23 protein-coding genes are annotated in these 23,771 nt (G+C 61.9%); 15 read left to right on the top strand and 8 right to left on the bottom strand.

What is annotated here, in order from left to right; genetic code table 11:
* Positions 1-2 precede the first annotated feature (2 nt).
* From PFZ56_RS15545 to hemN, 12 genes are all read left to right on the top strand, one after another.
* Entirely contained in the window at positions 3-233 is a 231-nt protein-coding gene (locus tag PFZ56_RS15545; protein ID WP_102879007.1) for a cbb3-type cytochrome c oxidase subunit 3, read from the top strand.
* Positions 230-1,177 (top strand): cytochrome-c oxidase, cbb3-type subunit III, encoded by a 948-nt coding sequence (gene ccoP / locus PFZ56_RS15540; RefSeq protein ID WP_102863796.1) that lies wholly within the window; start codon positions 230-232, stop codon positions 1,175-1,177. Before PFZ56_RS15545 ends, ccoP (PFZ56_RS15540) begins: the two co-directional genes overlap by 4 nt.
* A gap of 496 nt (positions 1,178-1,673) precedes the next feature.
* Entirely contained in the window at positions 1,674-3,116 is a 1,443-nt protein-coding gene (gene ccoN, locus PFZ56_RS15535) for a cytochrome-c oxidase, cbb3-type subunit I (RefSeq protein WP_102863797.1), read from the top strand.
* Entirely contained in the window at positions 3,116-3,724 is a 609-nt protein-coding gene (gene ccoO / locus PFZ56_RS15530) for a cytochrome-c oxidase, cbb3-type subunit II (RefSeq protein WP_102863798.1), read from the top strand. The genes ccoN and ccoO overlap by 1 nt, the downstream gene beginning before the upstream one ends.
* Positions 3,725-3,729: 5 nt before the next feature.
* Positions 3,730-3,915 (top strand): CcoQ/FixQ family Cbb3-type cytochrome c oxidase assembly chaperone, encoded by a 186-nt coding sequence (locus PFZ56_RS15525; RefSeq protein ID WP_011060239.1) that lies wholly within the window; start codon positions 3,730-3,732, stop codon positions 3,913-3,915.
* Positions 3,912-4,889, top strand: coding sequence for a cytochrome-c oxidase, cbb3-type subunit III (ccoP, locus tag PFZ56_RS15520; protein WP_102863799.1), 978 nt, complete (start codon positions 3,912-3,914; stop codon positions 4,887-4,889). Before PFZ56_RS15525 ends, ccoP (PFZ56_RS15520) begins: the two co-directional genes overlap by 4 nt.
* Before the next feature lie 393 nt (positions 4,890-5,282).
* On the top strand, positions 5,283-6,698 hold the full coding sequence (ccoG, locus tag PFZ56_RS15515) for a cytochrome c oxidase accessory protein CcoG (RefSeq protein WP_170004314.1): 1,416 nt from the start codon (positions 5,283-5,285) through the stop codon (positions 6,696-6,698).
* An 18-nt stretch (positions 6,699-6,716) separates the two neighbouring features.
* Positions 6,717-7,253: a FixH family protein gene (locus tag PFZ56_RS15510; protein WP_102863801.1), complete on the top strand. Its 537-nt coding sequence runs from the start codon at positions 6,717-6,719 to the stop codon at positions 7,251-7,253.
* Between the two features lie 100 nt (positions 7,254-7,353).
* Entirely contained in the window at positions 7,354-9,804 is a 2,451-nt protein-coding gene (locus PFZ56_RS15505) for a heavy metal translocating P-type ATPase (RefSeq protein ID WP_110596942.1), read from the top strand.
* A gap of 21 nt (positions 9,805-9,825) precedes the next feature.
* On the top strand, positions 9,826-10,056 hold the full coding sequence (gene ccoS / locus PFZ56_RS15500; RefSeq protein WP_102863803.1) for a cbb3-type cytochrome oxidase assembly protein CcoS: 231 nt from the start codon (positions 9,826-9,828) through the stop codon (positions 10,054-10,056).
* Positions 10,049-10,732 carry a sulfite exporter TauE/SafE family protein gene (locus PFZ56_RS15495; RefSeq protein WP_102863804.1) on the top strand — a complete coding sequence of 228 codons (684 nt, stop codon included), beginning with the start codon at positions 10,049-10,051 and terminating at the stop codon, positions 10,730-10,732. The genes ccoS and PFZ56_RS15495 overlap by 8 nt, the downstream gene beginning before the upstream one ends.
* Before the next feature lie 148 nt (positions 10,733-10,880).
* Positions 10,881-12,263, top strand: coding sequence for an oxygen-independent coproporphyrinogen III oxidase (gene hemN / locus PFZ56_RS15490; protein ID WP_102879004.1), 1,383 nt, complete (start codon positions 10,881-10,883; stop codon positions 12,261-12,263).
* On the opposite strand, the gene PFZ56_RS15485 is transcribed toward hemN, so the two are convergent.
* The gene (locus PFZ56_RS15485) at positions 12,260-12,739 is read right to left on the bottom strand and encodes a hypothetical protein (RefSeq protein ID WP_170004312.1); all 480 of its coding nucleotides are present in this window, start codon (positions 12,737-12,739) and stop codon (positions 12,260-12,262) included. The two genes, hemN and PFZ56_RS15485, sit on opposite strands and share 4 nt — an antisense overlap.
* Positions 12,740-12,892: 153 nt before the next feature.
* Between PFZ56_RS15485 and fnr the strand changes: the two genes are divergently transcribed.
* Positions 12,893-13,627 carry a fumarate/nitrate reduction transcriptional regulator Fnr gene (gene fnr, locus PFZ56_RS15480; RefSeq protein ID WP_102863807.1) on the top strand — a complete coding sequence of 245 codons (735 nt, stop codon included), beginning with the start codon at positions 12,893-12,895 and terminating at the stop codon, positions 13,625-13,627.
* 81 nt (positions 13,628-13,708) lie between these two features.
* Positions 13,709-14,257: an adenine phosphoribosyltransferase gene (locus tag PFZ56_RS15475; protein WP_102863808.1), complete on the top strand. Its 549-nt coding sequence runs from the start codon at positions 13,709-13,711 to the stop codon at positions 14,255-14,257.
* A gap of 33 nt (positions 14,258-14,290) precedes the next feature.
* On the opposite strand, the gene PFZ56_RS15470 is transcribed toward PFZ56_RS15475, so the two are convergent.
* The 5 genes from PFZ56_RS15470 to dnaX all read right to left on the bottom strand — a co-directional run bounded on the left by PFZ56_RS15470 (position 14,291) and on the right by dnaX (position 19,958).
* The gene (locus PFZ56_RS15470; RefSeq protein ID WP_102879002.1) at positions 14,291-15,439 is read right to left on the bottom strand and encodes an acyl-CoA dehydrogenase family protein; all 1,149 of its coding nucleotides are present in this window, start codon (positions 15,437-15,439) and stop codon (positions 14,291-14,293) included.
* A 102-nt stretch (positions 15,440-15,541) separates the two neighbouring features.
* Entirely contained in the window at positions 15,542-16,144 is a 603-nt protein-coding gene (recR, locus tag PFZ56_RS15465; RefSeq protein ID WP_102863810.1) for a recombination mediator RecR, read from the bottom strand.
* Between the two features lie 57 nt (positions 16,145-16,201).
* Positions 16,202-17,245 (bottom strand): NADP-dependent oxidoreductase, encoded by a 1,044-nt coding sequence (locus PFZ56_RS15460; RefSeq protein ID WP_170004310.1) that lies wholly within the window; start codon positions 17,243-17,245, stop codon positions 16,202-16,204.
* 208 nt (positions 17,246-17,453) lie between these two features.
* On the bottom strand, positions 17,454-17,792 hold the full coding sequence (locus PFZ56_RS15455; protein ID WP_015634779.1) for a YbaB/EbfC family nucleoid-associated protein: 339 nt from the start codon (positions 17,790-17,792) through the stop codon (positions 17,454-17,456).
* Between the two features lie 66 nt (positions 17,793-17,858).
* Positions 17,859-19,958, bottom strand: a complete 2,100-nt coding sequence (gene dnaX, locus PFZ56_RS15450; protein ID WP_170004308.1) for a DNA polymerase III subunit gamma/tau — start codon at positions 19,956-19,958, stop codon at positions 17,859-17,861.
* A 139-nt stretch (positions 19,959-20,097) separates the two neighbouring features.
* Here dnaX and PFZ56_RS15445 point away from each other — a divergent pair, with 139 nt between their 5' ends.
* Entirely contained in the window at positions 20,098-20,868 is a 771-nt protein-coding gene (locus PFZ56_RS15445) for an ABC transporter substrate-binding protein (RefSeq protein ID WP_110652561.1), read from the top strand.
* Here PFZ56_RS15445 and PFZ56_RS15440 read toward each other — a convergent pair.
* The gene (locus PFZ56_RS15440) at positions 20,841-22,559 is read right to left on the bottom strand and encodes a bifunctional diguanylate cyclase/phosphodiesterase (RefSeq protein ID WP_102878998.1); all 1,719 of its coding nucleotides are present in this window, start codon (positions 22,557-22,559) and stop codon (positions 20,841-20,843) included. The two genes, PFZ56_RS15445 and PFZ56_RS15440, sit on opposite strands and share 28 nt — an antisense overlap.
* Positions 22,560-22,577: 18 nt before the next feature.
* Positions 22,578-23,669 (bottom strand): methyl-accepting chemotaxis protein, encoded by a 1,092-nt coding sequence (locus PFZ56_RS15435; protein WP_371826161.1) that lies wholly within the window; start codon positions 23,667-23,669, stop codon positions 22,578-22,580.
* Positions 23,670-23,771: the final 102 nt, after the last annotated feature.

Here is a 23,771-nt window from a genome sequence, read left to right as displayed (position 1 = left end):
CCATGGGTTTTGAACTCGATAGCGGCATGATCCGCGGGCTCGGGACCCTGGTGGTGATGATCGCCTTCGTCGGTCTATCGATCTGGGTGTTCAACTCAAAACGCAATCCCGAGTTTGCCCAGGCACGCCTGCTGCCCTTCGCCGACGACCCGATGCCGGGTGCGGCACCGGCCGGTAATACAACTGATGACGCTCAACCTCAAGAGCCTGTAACAAGGAGCATTCGGCCATGACCACCTTCTGGAGTACGTGGATCTGCGTACTGACCATCGGCAGCCTGATCGGCCTGACCTGGCTGCTGGTCGGCACCCGCAAGGGTGAAACCAAGGGCAGCGTGGACCAGACCATGGGCCACGCTTTCGATGGCATCGAGGAGTACGACAACCCCCTGCCGCAATGGTGGTTCCTGCTGTTCGCCGGGACCCTGGTGTTTTCCGTGGGCTACCTGATCCTCTACCCGGGCCTGGGCAACTGGAAAGGCATTCTGCCGGGCTATGAAGACGGCTGGACCCAGACCAAGGAATGGGAAAAGGAAATGGCCAAGGCGGATGTGAAATTTGGGCCGATCTTCGCCAAATTCGCAGCCATGCCCGTAGAAGAAGTGGCCAAGGACCCACAAGCACTGAAGATGGGCGGACGCCTGTTCGCGTCCAACTGCTCGGTGTGCCACGGCTCTGACGCCAAGGGTGCCTTCGGCTTCCCCAACCTGGCGGACGACAACTGGCGGTGGGGCGGCAGCGCCGACACCATCAAGGCCACCATCATGGGCGGCCGCATGGCGGCCATGCCGGCCTGGGGTGAAGTGCTCAAGGAAGCAGGCGTGAAGAACGTAGCGGCTTATGTCCGTCACGAACTGGCCGGCCTGCCCCTGCCAGCGGACAGCGACGCCGACCTGGTGGCCGGGCAGCAAGCGTTCAGCACCACCTGCGTGGCCTGTCACGGCGCCGACGGCAAGGGCACTCAGATCATGGGCGCGCCCGACCTGACCCAGCCTGCCGGTTTCATCTACGGCACCAGCCTGGCACAACTGCAGCAGACCATCCGCCACGGTCGCCAGGGCCATATGCCGGCGCAGAGCGAACTGCTCGGCAACGACAAGGTGCAACTGCTGGCCGCCTACGTGTACAGCCTCTCCCACCACAACAGCAACAAGCCACAAGCTGAAAGCGACCAGTAAAAGATCAACGGCAAGCTGCGAGGTTTCACTTGCAGCTTGCCGCTTGAAGCTTTCCCTCCTGCCTCTTTGCGACCAAGTGTCGCACCCCTCTCCCCCACCGCCTTTGCACTGATCCGAATCAGGTCTAAGCTTGCCCCGAAGTGGACTGGCAATGACCGGTCACAGGCCATCGGTATCCTTGACGTTCGAAGCTTTCGCTCGATGACAGGCCGCAAAGGCTGGTTTATACCGGCTGTCGACTGGCTTACCACCTGTCAGCTGATCCGCGGACTTCCACACACCCGGTTACAACTGACCTGACACCCCAAGTTTTTTGTCCACTGCGACATTTTGTCCGAGGGCAATTTTTGTCCCTACTCGGCATAGGGAAAGGCCGCAGAATCAGGCATGGAACGCATTGACCCAGGTCATGGCGCGTTGCAATGACCCCCTGCTTTCTCCATACTTGCGGCCGATTTTTATCCCTAATAAAACACCCAAACCGTGGAACCTTAGAATGAGCACAGCAATCAGTCCGACTGCTTATAACTATAAGGTAGTCCGCCAGTTCGCCATCATGACGGTGGTCTGGGGGATCCTTGGCATGGGGCTCGGTGTCTTCATCGCCTCGCAACTGGTCTGGCCGGAGTTGAACTTCGATCTGCCATGGACGACCTTTGGACGCCTGCGCCCGCTGCACACCAACCTGGTGATCTTCGCCTTCGGTGGATGTGCATTGTTTGCCACCTCTTACTATGTCGTGCAGCGAACCTGCCAGACGCGACTGATTTCCGACAGCCTTGCGGCCTTCACCTTCTGGGGTTGGCAAGCGGTGATCGTCGGCGCGATCGTGACCCTGCCACTGGGTTACACCACCACCAAGGAATACGCCGAACTGGAATGGCCCCTGGCTATCCTGCTGGCGATCGTCTGGGTCACCTATGGCCTGGTGTTCTTTGGCACCATCACCAAGCGCAAGACCAAGCACATCTACGTCGGTAACTGGTTCTACGGTGCTTTCATCGTGGTGACCGCGATGCTGCACATCGTCAACCACGCCTCCCTGCCGGTCAGCTTCTTCAAGTCCTATTCGGCCTATGCCGGTGCGACTGACGCCATGATCCAGTGGTGGTACGGCCACAACGCCGTGGGCTTCTTCCTGACCACCGGTTTCCTGGGGATGATGTACTACTTCGTACCCAAGCAGGCCGAGCGTCCGATCTACTCCTATCGCCTGTCCATCGTGCACTTCTGGGCGCTGATCACCCTGTACATCTGGGCCGGTCCGCACCACCTGCACTACACCGCACTGCCGGACTGGGCCCAGTCCCTGGGCATGGCCATGTCGATCATCCTGCTGGCACCCAGCTGGGGCGGCATGATCAACGGCATGATGACCCTGTCGGGTGCCTGGCATAAGCTGCGCACCGACCCGATCCTGCGCTTCTTGGTGGTGTCCCTGGCGTTCTACGGCATGTCGACCTTCGAAGGTCCGATGATGGCGATCAAGACCGTCAACTCGCTCTCGCACTACACCGACTGGACCATCGGCCACGTACACGCCGGCGCTCTGGGCTGGGTAGCAATGATCTCCATCGGCGCCCTGTACCACCTGATCCCGAAAGTCTTCGGTCGTCAGCAGATGCACAGCACCGGCCTGATCAACACCCACTTCTGGCTGGCCACCATCGGTACCGTGCTCTACATCGCCTCGATGTGGGTCAACGGCATTACCCAGGGCCTGATGTGGCGTGCAATCAACGATGACGGCACCCTCACCTACTCCTTCGTCGAAGCGCTGCAAGCCAGTCACCCGGGCTTTATCGTCCGCGCTCTGGGCGGTGCGTTCTTCGCCGCCGGCATGCTGATCATGGCGTACAACGTGTTCCGCACCGTTCGCGCCTCGAACCCGGCTGAAGCTGAAGCCGCCGCTCAGATCGCTGTAGTTGGAGCTCACTGATGAAGCACGAAGTAGTCGAGAAGAACATTGGCCTACTGGCCTTCTTCATGGTCATCGCCGTCAGCATCGGCGGCCTGACCCAGATCGTCCCGCTGTTCTTCCAGGACGTTACCAACAAGCCGGTGGAGGGCATGAAGCCGCGCACCGCGTTGGAACTGGAAGGCCGCGACGTGTACATCGCCAACGGCTGTGTCGGCTGCCACTCGCAGATGATCCGTCCGTTCCGCGCTGAAACCGAACGCTATGGCCACTACTCGGTGGCCGGTGAAAGCGTCTGGGACCACCCATTCCTGTGGGGTTCCAAGCGTACCGGCCCGGACCTGGCCCGTGTCGGCGGCCGCTACTCCGATGACTGGCAGCGTGCGCACTTGTACAACCCGCGCAACGTGGTCCCCGAGTCGAAGATGCCGGCTTATCCGTTCCTCGTAGAAAACAAGCTCGACGGCAAAGACACCGCGAAGAAAATGGAAGTCTTGCGCACACTCGGCGTCCCTTACACCGACGAAGACATCGCCGGCGCTCAGGATGCTGTGAAGGGCAAAACCGAAATGGACGCGCTGGTGGCCTATCTGCAAGGCCTGGGCACCATCATCAAAAGCAAACGGTGATCTAGATGGATATCGGGATGATTCGTGGCCTGGGCACCCTTGTTGTGATGGTGGCCTTCATCGGCTTGGCGCTCTGGGTGTTCAGCCCCAAGCGCAAGTCCGAGTTTGAAGACGCGACCTTGCTGCCGTTCGCGGATGATCCCGACGCCATCAAGCACGTCGAGCAAGCTTCTAGGAGTAACAAAGAATGACTACGTTCTGGAGTCTGTACGTCACAGTCCTCAGTCTGGGTACCATCTTCGCCCTGACCTGGCTGCTGCTGTCGACCCGCAAGGGCCAGCGCACCGAGCAGACCGACGAGACGGTCGGCCACTCCTTCGACGGGATCGAGGAGTACGACAACCCGCTGCCACAGTGGTGGTTCATGCTGTTTGTCGGCACCATCGTCTTCGCCCTGGGTTACCTGGTGCTGTACCCGGGCCTGGGCAACTGGAAAGGCGTCCTGCCGGGCTACAACTACCTCGATAACGAGAAGCAGACCCCGTTTGCCAACGGCCAGCCGGGCTGGACCGGTGTGCATGAGTGGGAAAAGGAAATGGCCAAGTCGGACGCCAAGTTCGGCCCGATCTTCGCCAAGTACGCCGCCATGCCGATCGAAGAAGTGGCCAAGGACCCGCAAGCCCTGAAAATGGGCGGTCGCCTGTTCGCGTCCAACTGCTCGGTCTGCCACGGTTCCGACGCCAAGGGCGCCTATGGCTTCCCTAACCTGACTGACGCCGACTGGCGTTGGGGCGGCGAGCCGGAAACCATCAAGGCCTCCATCATGGGCGGTCGCCACGCAGTGATGCCAGCCTGGGTGGACGTGATCAAGGAACAGGGCGTCAGTGACGTTGCCGCTTATGTCCTGACCAACCTCGACGGCCGCAAGTTGCCGGAAGGCATCAAGGCCGACCCGGTCAATGGTCAGAAGCTGTTCGCCGCCAACTGCGCGGTCTGCCACGGTCCGGAAGGCAAAGGCACACCAGCCATGGGCGCCCCGAACCTGACTCACCCGGCAGCCTTCATCTACGGCTCGAGCTTCGCCCAACTGCAGCAGACCATTCGTCATGGCCGTCAGGGCGTGATGCCTGCTCAGGAACAACTGCAAGGCAATGACAAGGTTCACCTGTTGGCGGCCTATGTCTACAGCCTGTCCCACGGCAACAAGCAGGCAGACGCCGAGTAAGACCGACGCCTGAAAGCAACACTCAACGGCCCCGCCAATGAAAATTGACGGGGCCGTTTTGTTTGCGCCTTGCATCAGCTGGTGCTCGACGGTGGATCACCCTTCCCGGCAACCCGGCAGTAACACTTCTAGAACAAGGAGGACTTTGAGGCCTGCGGAGTCCGCCTGATCATTCCCTGGAAGAATTGAACGGCGACGCGTGCAAATGGGTCCATAATTCATAAGTCAATTGATTCAAGTCATTACACCATCAGTTGATTTCCCCCAACGCGACCAAAGGTCGCACCCTTGCGCTAGAGCTACAGGCGTATCATTGCGCCACTGCAACACCCCTTTTGACCCCGGCCGGCATGTACTGGCCGAGGCATTTTTCCACTGCCGTGGGATGCAATGATGAGCAACCAGATTCCCGTACAAGACGTTACCCCGCCTGCCAAAAACGCGACCAACAGCGTCGACCTCTACGCCTCCAGGGAAAAAATCTACACCCGCGCCTTCACTGGCCTGTTCCGCAATCTGCGCATGCTGGGCGGCGCCGGATTATTCCTGCTGTACTTCGGCACCGTGTGGCTCAACTGGGGTGGTCACCAGGCTGTCTGGTGGAACCTGCCGGAACGTAAGTTCTTCATCTTTGGCGCCACGTTCTGGCCCCAGGACTTCATCCTGCTCTCGGGCCTGTTGATCATTGCCGCTTTCGGCCTGTTCTTCATCACCGTCTATGCCGGACGCGTCTGGTGCGGCTACACCTGCCCGCAGAGCGTCTGGACCTGGATTTTCATGTGGTGCGAGAAAGTCACCGAAGGCGACCGCAATCAGCGCATCAAGCTGGACAAGGCGCCCATGAGCGCCAACAAGTTCCTGCGCAAACTCAGCAAGCACAGCCTCTGGCTGTTGATTGGCTTCGTCACCGGCATGACCTTCGTCGGCTACTTCTCGCCCATCCGCGAACTGGTCATCGAGTTCTTCACGGGCCAGGCCGATGGCTGGTCGTACTTCTGGGTCGGTTTCTTCACCCTGGCCACCTACGGCAACGCTGGTTGGCTGCGCGAGCAAGTGTGCATCTACATGTGCCCCTATGCGCGCTTCCAGAGCGTGATGTTCGACAAGGACACCCTGATCGTGTCCTACGATCCGCGCCGTGGCGAAAGCCGTGGCCCACGCAAGAAAGGCGCCGACTACAAGGCCCAGGGTCTGGGCGACTGCATCGATTGCACCATGTGCGTCCAGGTCTGCCCCACCGGCATCGATATCCGAGATGGCCTGCAGATCGAATGCATTGGCTGCGCCGCCTGTATCGACGCCTGCGACAGCATCATGGACAAGATGGAGTACCCACGCGGACTCATCAGCTACACCACCGAACACAACCTCTCCGGACAGAAAACCCATAAACTGCGTCCGCGCCTGGTCGGTTACGCCCTGGTGTTGCTGGCCATGATCAGCCTGCTGGTCACCGCGTTCTTCATGCGTTCGCTGGTGGGCTTCGATGTCAGCAAGGACCGGGTGCTGTACCGCGAAAACTCAGAAGGCCGGATCGAAAACGTTTATAGCCTGAAGATCATGAACAAAGACCAGCGCGACCACACCTACGTGCTCGATGCCGCTGGCCTGCCGGACCTGAAGCTGCAAGGCAAGCGTGAGATCCACGTGGAGGCCGGCGATATCGTCAGCATGCCAGTGGAATTGTCCATCGCTCCAGAGCAACTGCCATCGACCACCAACGAGGTGAAATTCATCCTCAAGGATGCCGACGATGACAGCGTCCACGTTGAAGCCAAGAGCCGGTTCATCGGCCCACAAACTCGTTAAGAGCCAAGAGAAGTGATCATGCCCGCAGCTACCACCACCAGCCCCTGGTACAAACACCTCTGGCCCTGGATCATCATTGGCATCCTCGCCTGCTCGGTGACCCTGACCCTGTCCATGGTGACCATCGCCGTGAACAACCCGGACAACCTGGTCAACGACAACTACTACGAGGCCGGCAAGGGCATCAACCGCTCCCTGGACCGTGAACTGCTGGCCCAGACCCTGAAGATGCGCGCCAACGTGCACCTCGACGAACTGACCGGCGAAGTGGAACTGCGCCTGAGCGGTAACAGCCAGCCCAAGACCCTGGAGCTGAACCTGATCTCGCCGACCCAGCCCGAGAAAGACCGCAAGATCGCCCTCACCCGCAGCGAAACCGAACAAGGTCGCTACATTGGCCAGCTGAGCGATCAGGTCGAAGGCCGGCGCTTCGTCGAGCTGCTGGGAGTCGAAGGCGACAAGACCTGGCGCATGTTCGAAGAGGAACAAGTCAGCCACGACAAGGACCTGCTGCTGGGCGATGAGCCGCTGCAAGGGGCGGAAGACCTGAACTGAACAACACCTGTCGTCCATCGCCGGCCCGCCGCCCTCCCCGTCACCCGGGTTGCAGGCGACTGGCCGGCGATGAGTTTTTTCCCGACCACAAAGACCGCCGATGACCACGCCACTGCCCTGCTACCACTGCGCCCTGCCGGTTCCCACTGGCAGCCGGTTCACCGCCGTCGTGCTCGGCGAGCCTCGGGAGTTCTGCTGCCCGGGCTGCCAGGCGGTAGCCGAAGCCATTGTTGCTGGCGGCCTGGAGCATTACTACAGCCACCGCAGTGAAGCCTCGGCCAACCCCGAAGCCTTGCCTGTGCAGTTGCTGGACGAATTGGCACTGTACGACCGTGCCGACGTGCAACAGCCCTTTGTCCGCCACGAAGGCGAGCTGGCGGAAACCACACTGCTCATGGAAGGCATCAGTTGCGCAGCCTGTGGCTGGCTGATCGAAAAACACCTGCGCAGCCTGCCAGCAGTGGTCGAGGCCCGCCTTAACCTTTCCAACCATCGCCTGCATGTGCGCTGGGCCGATAGCCAACTGCCCCTGAGCCAGGTTCTCAGCGAACTGCGGCACATCGGCTACGCCGCCCACCCCTACCAGCCGGACCGCGCCTCCGAGCAACTGGCCAGCGAAAACCGCCTGGCCCTGCGCCAGCTGGGGGTCGCCGGACTGCTGTGGTTCCAGGCCATGATGGCGACCATGGCCACCTGGCCGGAATTCAATATCGACCTGAGCCCGGAGTTGCACACCATCCTGCGCTGGGTCGCACTGTTCCTCACCACTCCCATCGTGTTCTACAGCTGCGCACCTTTCTTCAAGGGCGCCATGCGCGACTTGCGCACCCGTCACCTGACCATGGATGTCTCGGTGTCCCTGGCCATTGGCGGGGCCTACCTGGCGGGAATCTGGACCGCCATCAGCGGTGTCGGCGAACTGTACTTCGACGCTGTGGGCATGTTCGCGCTGTTCCTTCTCGCCGGCCGCTACCTGGAACGTCGGGCCCGGGAACGCACCGCGGCGGCCACAGCGCAGTTGGTCAACCTGTTGCCTGCCTCCTGCCTGCGCCTGGGCCAGGATGGCCAGAGTGAACGCATCCTGCTCACCGAACTGCGCCTGGGCGACCGGGTACTGGTGCATCCCGGCGCGGTGCTGCCGGCCGATGGCAAGATCCTCGACGGCCAGTCGAGCATCGACGAATCCCTGCTCACCGGCGAGTACCTGCCGCAACCACGCAGCCTGGGAGATAGCGTCACTGCCGGCACCCTGAACGTCGAAGGCGCGCTGACGGTGGAGGTTCAGGCCCTGGGCCAGGACACCCGGCTGTCCGCCATCGTCCGCCTGCTGGATCGGGCTCAGGCAGAGAAACCGCGGCTCGCGGAGGTCGCCGACCGCGCGGCCCAGTGGTTCCTGCTGTTTTCATTGATCGCTGCAGCGGCCATCGGCCTGCTGTGGTGGCAACTGGATGCCTCGCGCGCCTTCTGGATCGTCCTGGCCATGCTGGTTGCCACCTGCCCTTGCGCGCTGTCCCTGGCCACCCCGACGGCCCTGACCGCCGCCACCGGCACTCTGCACAAGCTCGGTCTGCTGTTGACCCGCGGTCATGTGCTCGAAGGCCTGAACCAGATCGACACGGTGATTTTCGACAAGACCGGCACCCTCACCGAAGGACGCCTGGCACTGCGCGCCATTCGCCCCTTGGGGCCGCTGTCCAGCGATGACTGCCTGAGCCTCGCGGCCGCCCTGGAGAACCGCTCCGAGCACCCTATTGCCCGGGCTTTTGGCCGTGCTCCAGTGGCGGCCGAAGAGGTCACCAGCAGCCCGGGGCTGGGCCTGGAAGGCCTGGTGGGCACACAGCGCTTGCGCATCGGCCAGCCGGCATTCGTCTGCGAACTCAGCGGTTGCCCGGTGCCCTCGATGCCCGATGAAGCCGGCCAGTGGCTGTTGTTGGGTGACAGCCAGGGTGCCCTCGCCTGGCTGGTGCTCGATGACCGGCTGCGCAGCGACGCCCCAGCCCTCCTGGCCGCTTGCAAGGCTCGCGGCTGGCATACCCTGCTCCTGTCCGGGGACAGCTCACCGATGGTGGCCAGCGTCGCAGCCGAACTGCAGATCGACGAGGCCCGTGGTGGCCTGCGCCCGGATGACAAGCTGCAGGTACTGCAACAGCTGCATCAACAGGGCCGCAAAGTGCTGATGCTCGGCGACGGGGTCAACGATGTGCCGGTGCTGGCCGCCGCCGACATCAGCGTGGCCATGGGTTCGGCCACCGACCTGGCCAAGACCAGCGCCGATGCAGTGCTCCTGTCCAACCGCCTGGACGCACTGGTGCAGGCCTTCAGCCTGGCCCGCCGGACCCGCCGGGTAATCATCGAGAACCTGCTTTGGGCCGGGCTGTACAATGGCCTGATGCTGCCGTTCGCTGCCCTGGGCTGGATCACTCCGGTCTGGGCTGCAATCGGCATGTCCATCAGTTCCCTGACCGTGGTGCTCAATGCCCTGCGCCTGACCCGCATGCCGCGGTCAGCCGACAGCGCCGGCGCCCCCGAAACCCGCCTGTTGCCGGCCTGAGCCGCCGGGCCTGGAGTCCAGATGCCAGCTCTATATGTGATGATTCCGGCCGCCCTGCTGATCGTGGCCATCGCCATCTATATCTTCTTCTGGGCCGTCGACAGCGGTCAGTACGACGACCTCGACGGCCCGGCCCACAGCATCCTGTTCGACGATCAAGACCCTAGCCACACCGCAGCGGTGGACGAAGCCAAGGGCCAGCCAGGCAACGACGCCGAGCCGGTCAAGAAAGCGGAACCACCTCATGCTTGAGCTGGCTCCCCTATTGGTTTCGGCGGTGATCCTTGGCTTGCTGGGTGGGGGGCATTGCCTGGGCATGTGTGGCGGCCTGATGGGCGCTCTGACCCTGGCCATTCCCCAGGAGCAACGCAGCCGGCGTTTCCGCCTGCTACTGGCCTACAACCTGGGGCGCATCCTCAGTTATGCCCTGGCCGGCCTGCTGCTGGGCCTGGCTGGCTGGGCCGTGGCCAGCAGCCCGGTGGCGCTGTTCATGCGGGTACTGGCTGGTTTGCTGTTGATCGCCATGGGCCTGTACCTGGCCGGCTGGTGGAGCGGCCTGACCCGCATCGAAGGCCTTGGACGGGGCCTGTGGCGGCATATCCAGCCTGTCGCCAACCGCCTGCTGCCAGTTTCCAGCCTGCCTCGTGCACTGCTCCTGGGCGCGCTCTGGGGCTGGCTGCCTTGCGGCTTGGTGTACAGCACCCTGCTGTGGTCGGCGAGCCAGGGCAACGCTCTGGACAGCGCTCTGCTGATGCTGGCATTCGGCCTCGGCACCTGGCCTGTGCTATTGGCCACGGGCCTCGCGGCAGAACGGGTTACCGCCCTGCTGCGCCGTCGCAGCGTGCGCATGGCCGGAGGGCTGCTGGTCATGCTGTTCGGCATCTGGACCCTGCCTGGTCCTCACCAACACTGGCTGATGGGCCACTGATCCCAGGAAAGTGCCCGGCTACAGGGCTTGCACGCCCCGTCGGCGCTACCTCAGCGGCTCCCGAACACCCTTGATACAAATCAAGATGGCCGCAGCCCTAACCCCCTAGACTCGCGAACACTGCCAGCCTATCCGGGGGAATTCCCGCATGCTCGACGCCATTCGTTGGGACACAGATCTGATCCGCCGCTATGACCTGGCGGGACCACGCTACACCTCATACCCGACCGCGGTGCAATTCAACAGCCAGGTCGGCGCCTTCGATCTGCTGCACGCCCTGCGCGACAGCCGCAAGGCCCAGCGTCCGTTGTCGCTGTACGTGCACATCCCGTTCTGCGCCAACATCTGCTACTACTGCGCCTGCAACAAGGTCATCACCAAGGATCGCAGCCGCGCCCTGCCCTACCTGCAACGCCTGGAACAGGAGATGCAACTGATCGCCTGCCACCTGGCGCCCAACCAGCGGGTCGAGCAGTTGCACTTCGGCGGCGGCACCCCGACCTTTCTCAATCACGATGAGCTGCGCCAACTGATGGCGCTGCTGCGCAAGCACTTCAACCTGCTGGACGATGACTCCGGGGACTACGGTATCGAGATCGACCCCCGGGAAGCCGACTGGTCCACCATGGGCCTGCTCCGGGAGCTGGGCTTCAATCGGGTCAGCATTGGCCTGCAGGATCTGGACCCGGCGGTACAACGGGCGGTCAATCGCCTGCAGAGCCTGGAGGAAACACGGGCCGTGATCGAAGCGGCCCGCACCCTGCAATTTCGCTCCATCAACATCGACCTGATCTACGGCCTGCCCAAGCAGACACCAGAGCACTTCGCCCGCACCGTGGAAGAAGTGATCAGCCTGCAACCGGATCGCCTCTCAGTCTTCAACTATGCCCATCTGCCCGAGCGCTTCATGCCGCAACGGCGGATCAATGGCAATGAGCTGCCGGCTCCGGCAGAGAAACTGGAAATGCTGCAACGCACCATCGAGCAACTGACCGCCGCTGGTTATCGCTACATCGGCATGGACCATTTCGCCCTGCCCGATGACGAGTTGGCAATCGCCCAGGAGGAGTCGACCCTGCAACGCAACTTCCAGGGTTACACCACACATGGTCATTGCGACTTGATTGGGCTGGGAGTATCGGCCATCAGTCAGATCGGGGATCTCTACTGCCAGAACAGCAGTGACTTGACCCAGTATCAAAATGCTTTGGCGGGTGCACAACTGGCCACTAGTCGTGGCTTGGTATGCAACACCGACGACCGTCTGCGCCGTGAAGTTATTCAACAACTGATCTGCAACTTTAGTCTTAAGTTCGAAGATATAGAAAAGGCATTCAATATCGACTTTCGTGGCTACTTCAACGAACTATGGCCGGATCTGCAGGAGATGGCCGACGATGGCCTGATTCAACTCAGCGCCGAGGCGATTACCGTACTTCCAGCAGGACGCCTGTTGGTGCGCTCGGTGTGCATGATCTTCGATGCATACCTGGGCCAACAGAATCGCCAGCGTTTTTCCCGGGTGATCTAGGACTTCATGATCAGGGAAGCGGCCTTCATCACCTGCTCGGGGCTCAGACCTGCCTCTTTCATCGCCTTGGCCAGGGAGGCATTGGCGGTCAGCAAACCGCTGTTCAGGCTCGCCAGGGCAGACTGCAAGCTGCCAACCTTCGCCTTGGCCTCTTCAGGGCTCAGGCGTTTGTCGGCCATGACTGCCTGAAGCCGGGCAAGCTTTTCGGCAATCTGTTGTTGCAATTTTCTGATCATTTTGAGGAGTTGTTGAATATTTTCGGGCAGACCGCTTTCCTCGATGTCACGGTCATCGCCCGCAGCACTGGAGGATTTCTGCAATCCAACACCCGACAGCGACACTTTGACGCCCTCTCCGATCACCGATTCAGCAACTAATGGAGAGCTCCTTAGTTCATCGTCATCACTGCCTTTCGAGGTCTCGGAAAGTAGCTGCAAGTTGTTGCTGCCATTAGTAATACCGCCAACAGAGGACATAGTTGCAGCTCTCCAAGTTAACTTTGTTAACTGGTTATCGACTCATAAAAGGAATGCTTTACGACTAACAATCAATACGGCACGGACTGGCCGGAACCTCCTCCCGTGAGTTACCCTTACGGCTTATGTGTGTTTTCCCACAAGGATTCTAGAATGTCCGAGCCAGTTAAACTGCGCGCTCATAACCAGGCCCATTGCAAGGATTGCAGCCTGGCCCCTCTGTGCCTGCCACTTTCCTTGAATTTGGAAGACATGGACGCGCTGGACGAAATCGTCAAACGTGGCCGCCCATTGAAAAAAGGCGAATTCCTGTTCCGTCAGGGTGACGGCTTCGACTCGGTGTATGCCGTGCGTTCAGGTGCCCTGAAAACCTTCAGCCTCAGTGACGGTGGCGAAGAACAGATCACCGGCTTCCACCTCCCCAGCGAGCTGGTGGGGCTGTCCGGCATGGATACCGAAAGCCATCCGGTTTCGGCACAAGCCCTGGAAACCACCTCGGTGTGCGAGATTCCCTTCGAACGCCTTGACGAACTGGCTCTGCAACTGCCGCAACTGCGCCGCCAGTTAATGCGAGTCATGAGCCGTGAAATCCGTGACGATCAGCAGATGATGCTGCTGCTGTCGAAAAAGACCGCAGACGAGCGCATCGCTACCTTCCTGGTCAACCTCTCCGCACGTTTCCGCGCACGGGGCTTCTCGGCCAACCAGTTCCGCTTGAGCATGTCGCGCAACGAAATTGGCAACTACCTGGGCCTGGCGGTGGAAACCGTATCCCGGGTGTTCACCCGTTTCCAGCAGAACGAACTGATTGCCGCCGAAGGCAAGGAAGTGCACATCCTCGATCCGATCCAGCTCTGCGCCCTGGCCGGCGGCTCGGTAGACGGCTGAACCGCAGCACTTGCGACTGAGCCAAGCCGCTCGGTCGCGGGTATACTGGCGCGGCCTATTTGCCCGCCAGGACACCTGAAGATGGCCTTCGATTCCTTCGACATCAAATCCCTGATCCGCCCTGTCATCGACTTCCCGAAACCGGGCGTGATCTTCCGCGACATTACCCCTCTGTTCCAGTCTCCCCGGGCCTTGCGCCTGGTGGCCGACAGTTTCGCCCAGCGTTATGTCGAAGAAGACTTCAGCCACATCGGTGCCATGGATGCCCGGGGCTTCCTGATCGGCTCGATCATCGCCTACCAACTGAATAAGCCGCTGATCCTGTTTCGCAAACAGGGCAAGCTGCCTGCGGACGTGCTCGCCGAGGGCTATCAGACCGAATACGGCGAAGCCTTTCTCGAAGTCCACGCCGACAGTCTGTGCGAAGGCGATTCGGTACTGATGTTCGATGACCTGATCGCCACCGGCGGTACCCTGATCGCCGCGGCCAATCTGGTACGGCGCATGGGGGCGAAGATCTACGAGGCCGCCGCCATCATCGACCTGCCGGAGCTGGGCGGCTCGCAGAAACTGGAAGACATGGGCATCCCAACCTTCTGCCTGACGCAGTTCTCGCTGACTGAGCGCTAGGATCTACCCGCGTATTCACCAGCAAGCAGGTTTCTACAGGCCCATCTGCTTGCTGATGATTTCGTTCATCACCTCGCGAGTGCCGCCGCCGATCGAGAGAATACGGTTGTCGCGATACAGGCGCTCCACCAGGCTCTCGCGCATGTAGCCCATGCCACCGAGTATCTGCACCGCATCATGGGTAATACGGTCGGCGGTATCGGTGGCAACGTTCTTGGCCATGGAAATCTCCTTGATCACACTCTTGCCGGCGGCCATCTTCGCCGCCTGGCGATAGGTGAACTCCCGCGAGACTTCCAGAGCCGTAGCCATCTCCGCCAGACGATGCTTGAGCACCTGGAACTTGCCGATGGGCTTGCCGAACGCCTCGCGCTCGCGAGCCCACTTCAGGCTTTCCTCCAGGGCCATCTGCGCCGTCATGTTGGCCATCAGCGCCAGGGCCAGGCGTTCGCTCTGGAAATTGCCCATGATGCAGGCAAAGCCCATGTTCTCGGCACCGATCAGGTTGCCCACCGGTATCCGGCAATCGTCAAAGAACAGCTCGGCAGTGTCCGAGGCCCACCAGCCCATCTTTTTCAGCTGTCGCCCCACGGTGAAGCCCGGCGTGCCCTTTTCGATCAGCAGCAAGCTGATGCCGCCGTAACCGGGCTCACCGGTACGCACCGCAACGGTGTAGAAATCGGCGCGTACGCCGCTGGTGATAAAGGTCTTGCTGCCGCTGACCCGATAATGATCGCCGTCACGCACGGCGCGGGTTTGCAGGTTGGCCACGTCAGAGCCGCCACTGGGCTCTGTCACCGCCAGAGCGCAGATTTTCTCGCCGCACAGCACTTGGGGCGCCACTCGCTCCCGCACTTCGGGTCGAGCCCATTTGACGATGGGCGGCAGGCCGATATCTAGGGAGCCCAGCCCTGCCACCAGGCCGCCGGAACCGCTGCGCATCAGCTCTTCACTGGCGGCGATCTTGGCGAACAGGTCACCTTCGTGGCTGCCCCCCAGGGCTTCGGGATAACCGATCCCCAGGATCCCTGCCGCACCGGCCTTGAGATACAGCTCGCGGGGGAAGCTCTCAGCCTCCTCCCACTGATCGATCTCGGGGAGAATTTCCCGTTCGACGAAACGTCGCACGCTGTCACGGACCAACTGGTGGCTGGGGTCGAAGTATTCCTGGCAGGCAGACATCGGCAAGCTCCTCTGAAGGGTCGAGGGAACTTACCAAGCGCTTGCTTGGTTTTCAAGAAAATGTGTGGCGGGTCTTTCGCCGGCAAGCCGGCTCCTACCGCGTTAAAGCGCTATGGGCTTGCGACCGGCGAAGGAATGGGCCAGGGTGCCGCCGTCCACCAGCTCCAGCTCGCCACCCAGAGGCACGCCGTGGGCGATACGCGAAGTGATCAGGCCTTTGTTGGTCAGCAGTTGGGCGATGTAGTGCGCAGTAGCCTCGCCTTCCACGGTCGGGTTGGTGGCCAGGATCACTTCGCTGAAGCTGCCTTGCTCCTCGATCCGTGCCAGCAACTGCGGAATACCGATCGCTTCGGGCCCTAGACCGTCCAACGGTGACAAGTGCCCCTTGAGCACGAAGTATCGACCGCGATAGCCGGTCTGTTCCACCGCGTACACATCCATCGGTCCTTCCACCACGCAGAGCAAGCTGTCGTCGCGACGCGGGTCGGCACACTGCGGGCACAGCTCGTCTTCAGTCAGAGTCCGGCATTGACGGCAATGCCCCACCCCTTCCATGGCCTGGCTCAGGGCCTGGGCCAGGCGCAAACCACCACTGCGATCACGTTCAAGCAGCTGCAAGGCCATGCGCTGGGCGGTTTTCTGACCCACGCCCGGCAAGGTGCGCAGGGCATCGATCAGTTGGCGAATCAGGGGGCTGAAGCTCATGGGCAAAGGTCCGACAAAACGACGAGACGCGGTTTATACCCGCGCCTCAGGGTAGCGTCAAATACTCGCGTACGCGGCAACCTTGACCACCAGCTTGCCGAAGTTGCGCCCCTCCAGCAGACCGATGAAGGCCTCAGGCGCCTGCTCCAGGCCTTCGACCACATCTTCCTTGAACTTGACCTTGCCTTCGCGCACCCAGGGCGCCATGGCCTTGATGAATTCTGGATGCCGGTCACCATAGTCGTCGAAGACGATAAAGCCCTGGATCCGCACCCGCTTGGTCAACAAGGCGCGCTGCAACAGCGGCAGACGGTCCGGGCCTGGCGGCAGTTCCTGAGCATTGTACTGAGCGATCAACCCGCACAGGGGAATGCGCGCCTTGGGATTGAGCAAGGGCAGCACGGCATCGAACACCTTGCCACCGACGTTCTCGAAATAGATGTCCACGCCCTTGAAGCAGGCCTGGGCCAGCTCAGCGGCAAAATCGGCGCTCTTGTGATCGATGCAGGCGTCGAAACCCAGTTCCTCGACCACGTAGCGGCACTTGTCCGCGCCACCGGCCACACCCACCACCCGCAGCCCCTTGAGTTTGGCCACCTGCCCTACCACCGAGCCCACAGCGCCGGACGCCGCAGCCACCACTAGGGTTTCCCCGGCCTTGGGCTGACCGATGTCCATCAGCCCCATGTAGGCAGTCATCCCGGGCATGCCCAGCACGCCCAAGGCCATGGAGGGGCTGGGCAGGCCGGAAGGCACCGGAATCAGGTTACGACCATCACTGATGCAGTGGCTCTGCCAGCCAGTGGCCCCCACGACCAGATCGCCTTCCTGGAACTTTGGATTCAGCGAACGCTCGACCCGACTCACCGCGCCACCGGTCATGACTTCATTGATTTCCACCGGTGCGGCGTAGGACGGCGCGTCACTCATGCGGCCGCGCATGTAGGGGTCCAGGGACAGGTAGAGGGTCTGCAGCAGGACTTGGCCGTCCGCCAGCTCCGGCAAGGCGACCCGCTCCAGACGAAAGTTCTCAGGGACCGGTGCACCCTGGGGACGAGAGACCAGCACCACACGCTGGTTGAGGGTCAATGTTTGCGACATCACAGACACTCCTGTATCGAGGGTTGGAAAGGACTGTATAGGGTGCAGACCCCACGAGGGCCGTGGCGTTCGATGTTTCTACAGACGGATCGGCGGCGGCCTTCGCCCGCAATCCAGCTCCCACGAACAGCGCAGTGCTTATCGACAGGATAAAAAAAGCCAGGCTCAAGGCCTGGCTTTTTGCGTCCATCCGAAGCGCCTGGGCGACTCAGAACGGCAGTTTCATGCCTGGAGGCAGTTGCATGCCGGCAGTCATGCCGGACATTTTTTCCTGGCTGTTGGACTCGATCTTGCGCACGGCATCATTGACCGCAGCGGCGAACAGGTCTTCCAGCACTTCACGGTCATCTTCGCTGACGCCTTCCAGCAGGCTCGGGTCGATGCTCACACGCTTGATGTCGTGACGACCGGTCATGACCACAGTGACCATGTCGCCGCCAGCCTTGCCGGTGACTTCAGCGTTGGCCAGTTCTTCCTGCATCTTGGCCATTTTTTCTTGCATTTGCTGTGCCTGCTTCATCAGGCCGGCCATGCCACCTTTCATCATGGGAATTACCTCAAAGTACGGGGATTGAAACAGCGCCCGACCCAGGGTCCGGCGCCCTTTAAGTGATCAACCCTGAGCGGCCAGGGCCTCGACAGGTTCAATAGTATCCTGGCGCACCACGGCGCCGAACTCCTGGACCATCTGCTGGATGAACGGATCGCCGTGGATCGAGTCCTCCGCCTCGCGCTGACGGTCGGCCCGACGCCTCGAAGCGGCCTGGGCCGGGGTTTCCTGCTCGGGCTTGATCAGCTCGATGGTCAGGGTCAGGGTACGTCCGTGGTACTGGTTCAGCGCGTCATTGAGCCGGCGCTGCTGAGTGGCGTTGAACAGTGCGCTGTGGGCCGGGTCCAGGTGCAACAGCCAGTTGTCACCCTCTACGGCCATCAGGGTGCAGTTGGCGGCGATGCTGCCGGTCATGCCGGAGATCGGCAGTTTCGGGAACAGTTGCAGCCACTCCAAGGCCAGGCCGGTGGCCGGCTTGGCAGCAGGTTCCGGCTCGGGCTCCGGGGCCGGATCGGCGGCGTGCTCGCTGGCCAGCTCGTCCAGGTAGCTGTAGGCCGAATCCATGTCCGGCTCGATGTAGTCCTCGTCCAGGGGCGGCTCGTCGTCCAGATCAATGCCCGGGGTGGCAGCGTCGACCTCGGCCACGCTCGGCTCGGGCACCGGCGCACTGACCCACTCCGGCGCATCCGGCACCACGCTGTCGGGCGTTGGAGTTGGCATTGGCGTCAGCTCGGGCTGTTCGGCCACCACGTCCAGCACCGGTTCAACAGCTGGTTGCTGCTCGATCTGCGGCGCTACCGGATCGTTCCAAGGCAGGTCGACCACCTCCTCGGCGGCCACCGGCCCAGGCTCGACGTCAACCGCTTCGACGGCAAGCGCTTCGGCAACCGGCGGCGCGACAGGTACAGGCGCGACCGGCGGAGCTGGAATCGGAGCCGGTGCGACCGGCGCGCTGGCAATAGGAGTAACGGGAGCCACAGGCACAGCAGGTGCTGGTACCGCCACGGCTTGGGCGGAATCAACTGTGGCCTGGCTGATCCCCACTGGCTTTAGCGGCTGTCTCGGTGCATCCGCGGTGTCCGCCGGGCGGAAGGCCAGCATCCGCAGCAAGACCATTTCGAAGCCCCCTCGCGGGTCCGGCGCCAACGGCAGGTCGCGACGGCCGATCAGGCCCATCTGGTAATAAAACTGTACGTCTTCGGCCGGCAGCGCCTGGGCCAGAGCCAGTACCCGGTCACGATCGCCATGACCGTTGTCGACCCCTTCGGGCAACGCCTGGGCAATCGCGACCCGGTGCAGCACGTTGAGAATTTCCGAGAGCACGCCGTTCCAGTCCGGGCCCTGCTCCGCCAGATGGCGCACAGCCTCCAGCAACGCCTTGGCGTCACCATTGATCAGGGCATGGAGAACGTCATAGACCTGGCCGTGATCGAGGGTGCCGAGCATCGCTCGCACGTCGGCGGCCATGACCTTGCCTTCACCGAAGGCGATGGCCTGATCGGTCAGGCTCATGGCGTCACGCATCGAGCCGTCGGCGGCGCGGCCCAGCAGCCACAATGCGTCGTCTTCGAACGGCACGTTCTCTACACCCAGCACATGGCTCAGGTGCTCGACCACCCGTTCGGGGGTCATGTTCTTCAGGGAGAACTGCAGGCAACGGGACAAAATGGTCGCCGGCAGCTTCTGCGGGTCGGTGGTTGCGAGGATGAACTTGACGTAGGGTGGCGGCTCTTCAAGGGTCTTGAGCAAGGCGTTGAACGAGTGACTGGAAAGCATGTGCACTTCGTCGATCAGGTAGACCTTGAAGCGCCCGCGGCTCGGCGCGTATTGCACGTTATCCAGCAGCTCACGAGTGTCCTCGACCTTGGTCCGGCTCGCGGCGTCGATCTCGATCAGGTCGACGAAGCGTCCTTCGTCGATCTCGCAGCACACCGAACAGGTGCCGCACGGCGTGGAAGTGATGCCTGTTTCACAATTCAGACATTTGGCAATGATCCGCGCGATGGTGGTCTTGCCCACCCCGCGGGTGCCGGTAAACAGATAGGCGTGGTGCAGCCGCTGGCTGTCCAAGGCATTGATCAGAGCCTTGAGCACATGGGTCTGGCCGACCATTTCGCGGAACGAGCGCGGACGCCATTTACGTGCAAGAACCTGATAACTCATCGAAAACCGTCGCAACTGGAAAGCGGAAGCCGGTAATGCTAGCGGAGCAAGGGCGAAATTGCATCCGGCGCGCTCGTCTAATCTGTCTAAGCTGCATTTCGCAAAGGATTGCTCGGTCGTTAGAACCGTGGGAGACCGTATGCATTTGACCTGGGGCGCCCTGCTACTCTTGAGCACCAGCCTGGAAGCCGCCGAAGCGCCTTTACGCTTTGTCATCGCCGACAGCTGGGCCATGCCGACCATCGAGGTCGATGGCGAGCAACCCACCGCCGGCATCCTTTACGACACCATGAACAGCCTCGCCCGGCATATGGGCACCCGTGCCGAGTTCCACGTCCTGGCCCGCGCCCGGGTGCAGAACGCCATGGCCCAGGGCGAAGTCGACGTGCGCTGCTTCGCCGCACAAGCCTGGCTGCCGAACCTGTCCGGGGATTACCTGTGGAGCGTGCCGCTGTTCGTGCAACGCAACCTGCTGGTCAGTAACCGCTACCATCATGAGCCGATCAACCCGCAGCAGTTGCCCACTCAGCACATCGGCACCGTACTGAGCTACACCTACACCTCGCTGCAACCCCTGTTCGAGAGCGCCCAGCTGATTCGTGACGATGCCCGCAACGAGGAGCAAGTCCTGCAAAAGCTCCAGGTAGGACGCTACCAGTACGCTATCGCCAGCCAGTGGACCCTGGACTGGTTCAACAAGACCCAGTCCTCCGGCAAACCCTTGCACCGCGTCGCGCTGCTGCAGGAGCAAGCTGTGGGCTGCTACGTGCGCAATGACCCGGCAGTGCCGGCCCAGCGAATTCTGCGGACCCTGCTGAAGATGAAGATGTCCGGCGAGATCGATGCCATCGTCCAGCGCTACGTCGACCCGCAGACCGGCGCTCAGGCCTCCGACACCGTGTCGCCCTGAAGCGTGCCGCACCGCCACGGCAGCGGCGGCTCGAAGTTGCTTACCCACTCCAGCACGGCGTCAGCGGGCATGGGTGCAGCAATGAACTCACCCTGGGCCACCTCACATCCGAGGGCCATCAATCGCTCACCATGGGCCAGGCTTTCCAGGCCCTCGGCCACAACTTGGCGGCCAAACGCCCGGGCCAGTCCGACCAGAGCCTGAATCAGGGCCTGGTCATCCTGGTCGTGAAGCATGTCGCGGACAAACAATCGATCGATCTTGATGGTCTGGGTACGCAGACGTTTGAGGTAGCTGAGGGACGAATGCCCAGTACCGAAGTCCCCCAGGGAAAACTGCACACCAAAGCCCTGGCAGGCATCGAGGCAATCGCTGACTCGCTGAATATTGTCGATGGCCACCGACTCGACGATCTCCAGATCCAGCAAGACGGGTGACACATCCGGGTAGCGATCGAGCATCCCCTTGAGCCGCTCGACAAAATCCGTGCGCTGGAAATGCCGGGCCGCGACGTTCAGGCTCACCGGCCAGACATGGCCCGCCGCCTGCCAGCGTTGCAGCTGACTCATCACCTGATCCATGACCCACTCGCCGATATCGACGATGAGGTCGGTCTCTTCCACCTGAGGCAGGAAATCCTGGGAACCCAGCATCCCGCGCTGCGGGTGCTGCCAGCGCAGCATGGCTTCAAACCCCACCACCGCGCCGCTGCGCATGTTGACCTTGGGCTGGAAATACAGCTGCAGCTCGCCGCTGTTCAGCGCCTGGCGCACGTGCTCCACCGTCTGGTAGGTGACCATCACTTCACGATCACGCAGGACATCGAACAGGTGGAAGCGATTGCGTCCGCTTTGCTTGGCCACGTACATCGCCTGGTCGGCGTGGCGCAGCAAGGTATCGGCATCATGGTTATCGGTGGGAAACAGGGTCACCCCAATGCTGGCAAACACATTGATGTCCTTGCCCTGGATCGAATACGGCTGGGAAATGGTCGCCAACACCCGCTGCAGTGCCGCCCGCAGCTCCAGCATGTCCCTGACGTAACGCAGGATCAGCACGAACTCGTCTCCGGCCAGGCGTGCCACCACATCTTCACCCCTGATGATCGAACGCAGGCGCGCAGCCACTTCCACCAGCAGCAGGTCACCACAGGCGTGACCGTAGCCATCATTGACCGCCTTGAAACCGTCCAGATCGAGCATGCATACCGCCAGGGGAATATTCTCCTGGCGGGAGAAGTCCAGCGCCTGGTGCAGCAGATCGGAAAGGAAGGCCCGATTGGGCAGACCAGTGAGCACGTCATGCCCAACCCGCCATTGCAGCGAATGCAGCAACTGGCGCTTCTCGCTGACATCGAAGCGGATCGATACATAGCGCATCACCTTGCCGGAGCGCTGATCCACCAGGGGCACCATGGTGCTGTCGACCCAGTACAGGCTGCCGTCCTTGGCACGGTTGCAGATCTCACCTTTCCACACCCGCCCCTGGATGATGGTCTGCCACAGCTCGGTAAAGAACTCCGGTGGATGCAGCCCCGAACTGAGCATCCGGTGGTTGGCTCCGATCAGCTCTTCACGGCTGTAGCCCGAGATCTGGCAGAACAGGTCGTTGACATAGGTGATGCAACCGCCGAGGTCTGTCTCGGAGAAAATGGCGGCGGCATCGACGGCCCTGCGGTATTTCTCATCCATGAGTCGAACTCACTGTCGCTAGCGGTTGAACCGCTCGACCAAGGCACGCAGCCCGGAAGAGATGTTTTCCAGCTCCGCGCCGCGAACGACTCCGGCGCTGGCATTCTCGGCAGTGCGCTGCACCGTGGCGGCGACACTGTTGATCTGTTCGGAAACCGATTCCGCTACATGGGACTGCTCCTGGGACGCCGCAGCCATCTGCTGACTCATGTCGGTGATACGCTCCACCGCGGCGCCTATGCCCTGCAAGGCTTGCTGCGCCTGCAAGACCTGCTGCACCCCTTGCTCGGCTTCCTCGATGCCCAGGCTGGCGATCTGCACCGCCTCATCGGCACCGGCCCGCAGGCTCTGGATGATGCCCTGGATCTGCTGGGTGGACTCACGAGTCTTACCGGCCAGGGCGCGCACCTCATCGGCCACCACGGCAAACCCGCGCCCCTGCTCTCCGGCACGAGCGGCTTCGATGGCTGCGTTCAAGGCCAGCAGGTTGGTCTGGTCGGCAATCGCCTGGATCATGCTCGCCGCCACCATGATGTCCTGGGTCTGCCCGGCCAGGTCACCCACCGCCTGATTGATCTGGGTAACAGTGCGGGCCAGCAACTGGATGGCGTCACGGGAAGTGCCCGCCACCTGGCTGCCTTGCTGGGCCAGCAGGTTGGCAGTGTGGGCCTCACTGGCGGTGTGCTGTACGTGTTCCGCAACCTCGGTGATCGAAGCGGCCATCTGGGTCATGGCGGCGGCCGTCATGTCGGTCTCCGCTCGCTGCTCCAGCAGCGCCGACTCAGTGCGGCTGGACAACTGACTGGAGTCGGCCGCCGCCGTAGCCATCTGTCGAGCCAGGTCGCTGAGTCGGGTCAAGGCGGTTTTCAGCCGCGCCTCTTCACTGGCCAGGATCAGTTGCAACTGCGCCGCCGGCCCCAGCGCGTCGCTGTAAGCCAGGGCACAGATCGGATCGGCAAAGGTGTTTGGAGTGCTACGGACAATCTGCTTGAGCTGCTGCCCCAAACGGCGCTGGGCCATCAGCCCGACCCCCACGAACCCTGTGACCGTCAGCCCCTGGGCCAGCAGCGTCGGCAACCAGGTGAATGCCGCCAGGCAACCCACCGCCACCGCTACCGGCAACAGCAATGGCCTGGCTGCTGCCTCCAGGTGCCGCCAGACCGAGACCGGTGCCTTGTCAGCACGCAGTCGCGCATAGAGGATTTCAGCGCG

The sequence above is a fragment of the Pseudomonas danubii genome (assembly GCF_042980055.1).
In the GTDB taxonomy this organism is placed as follows: Bacteria; Pseudomonadota; Gammaproteobacteria; order Pseudomonadales; family Pseudomonadaceae; genus Aquipseudomonas; species Aquipseudomonas danubii.
Note: the sequence above shows the minus strand (reverse complement) of the source record. Positions and strands in the feature narration are given on the sequence as shown.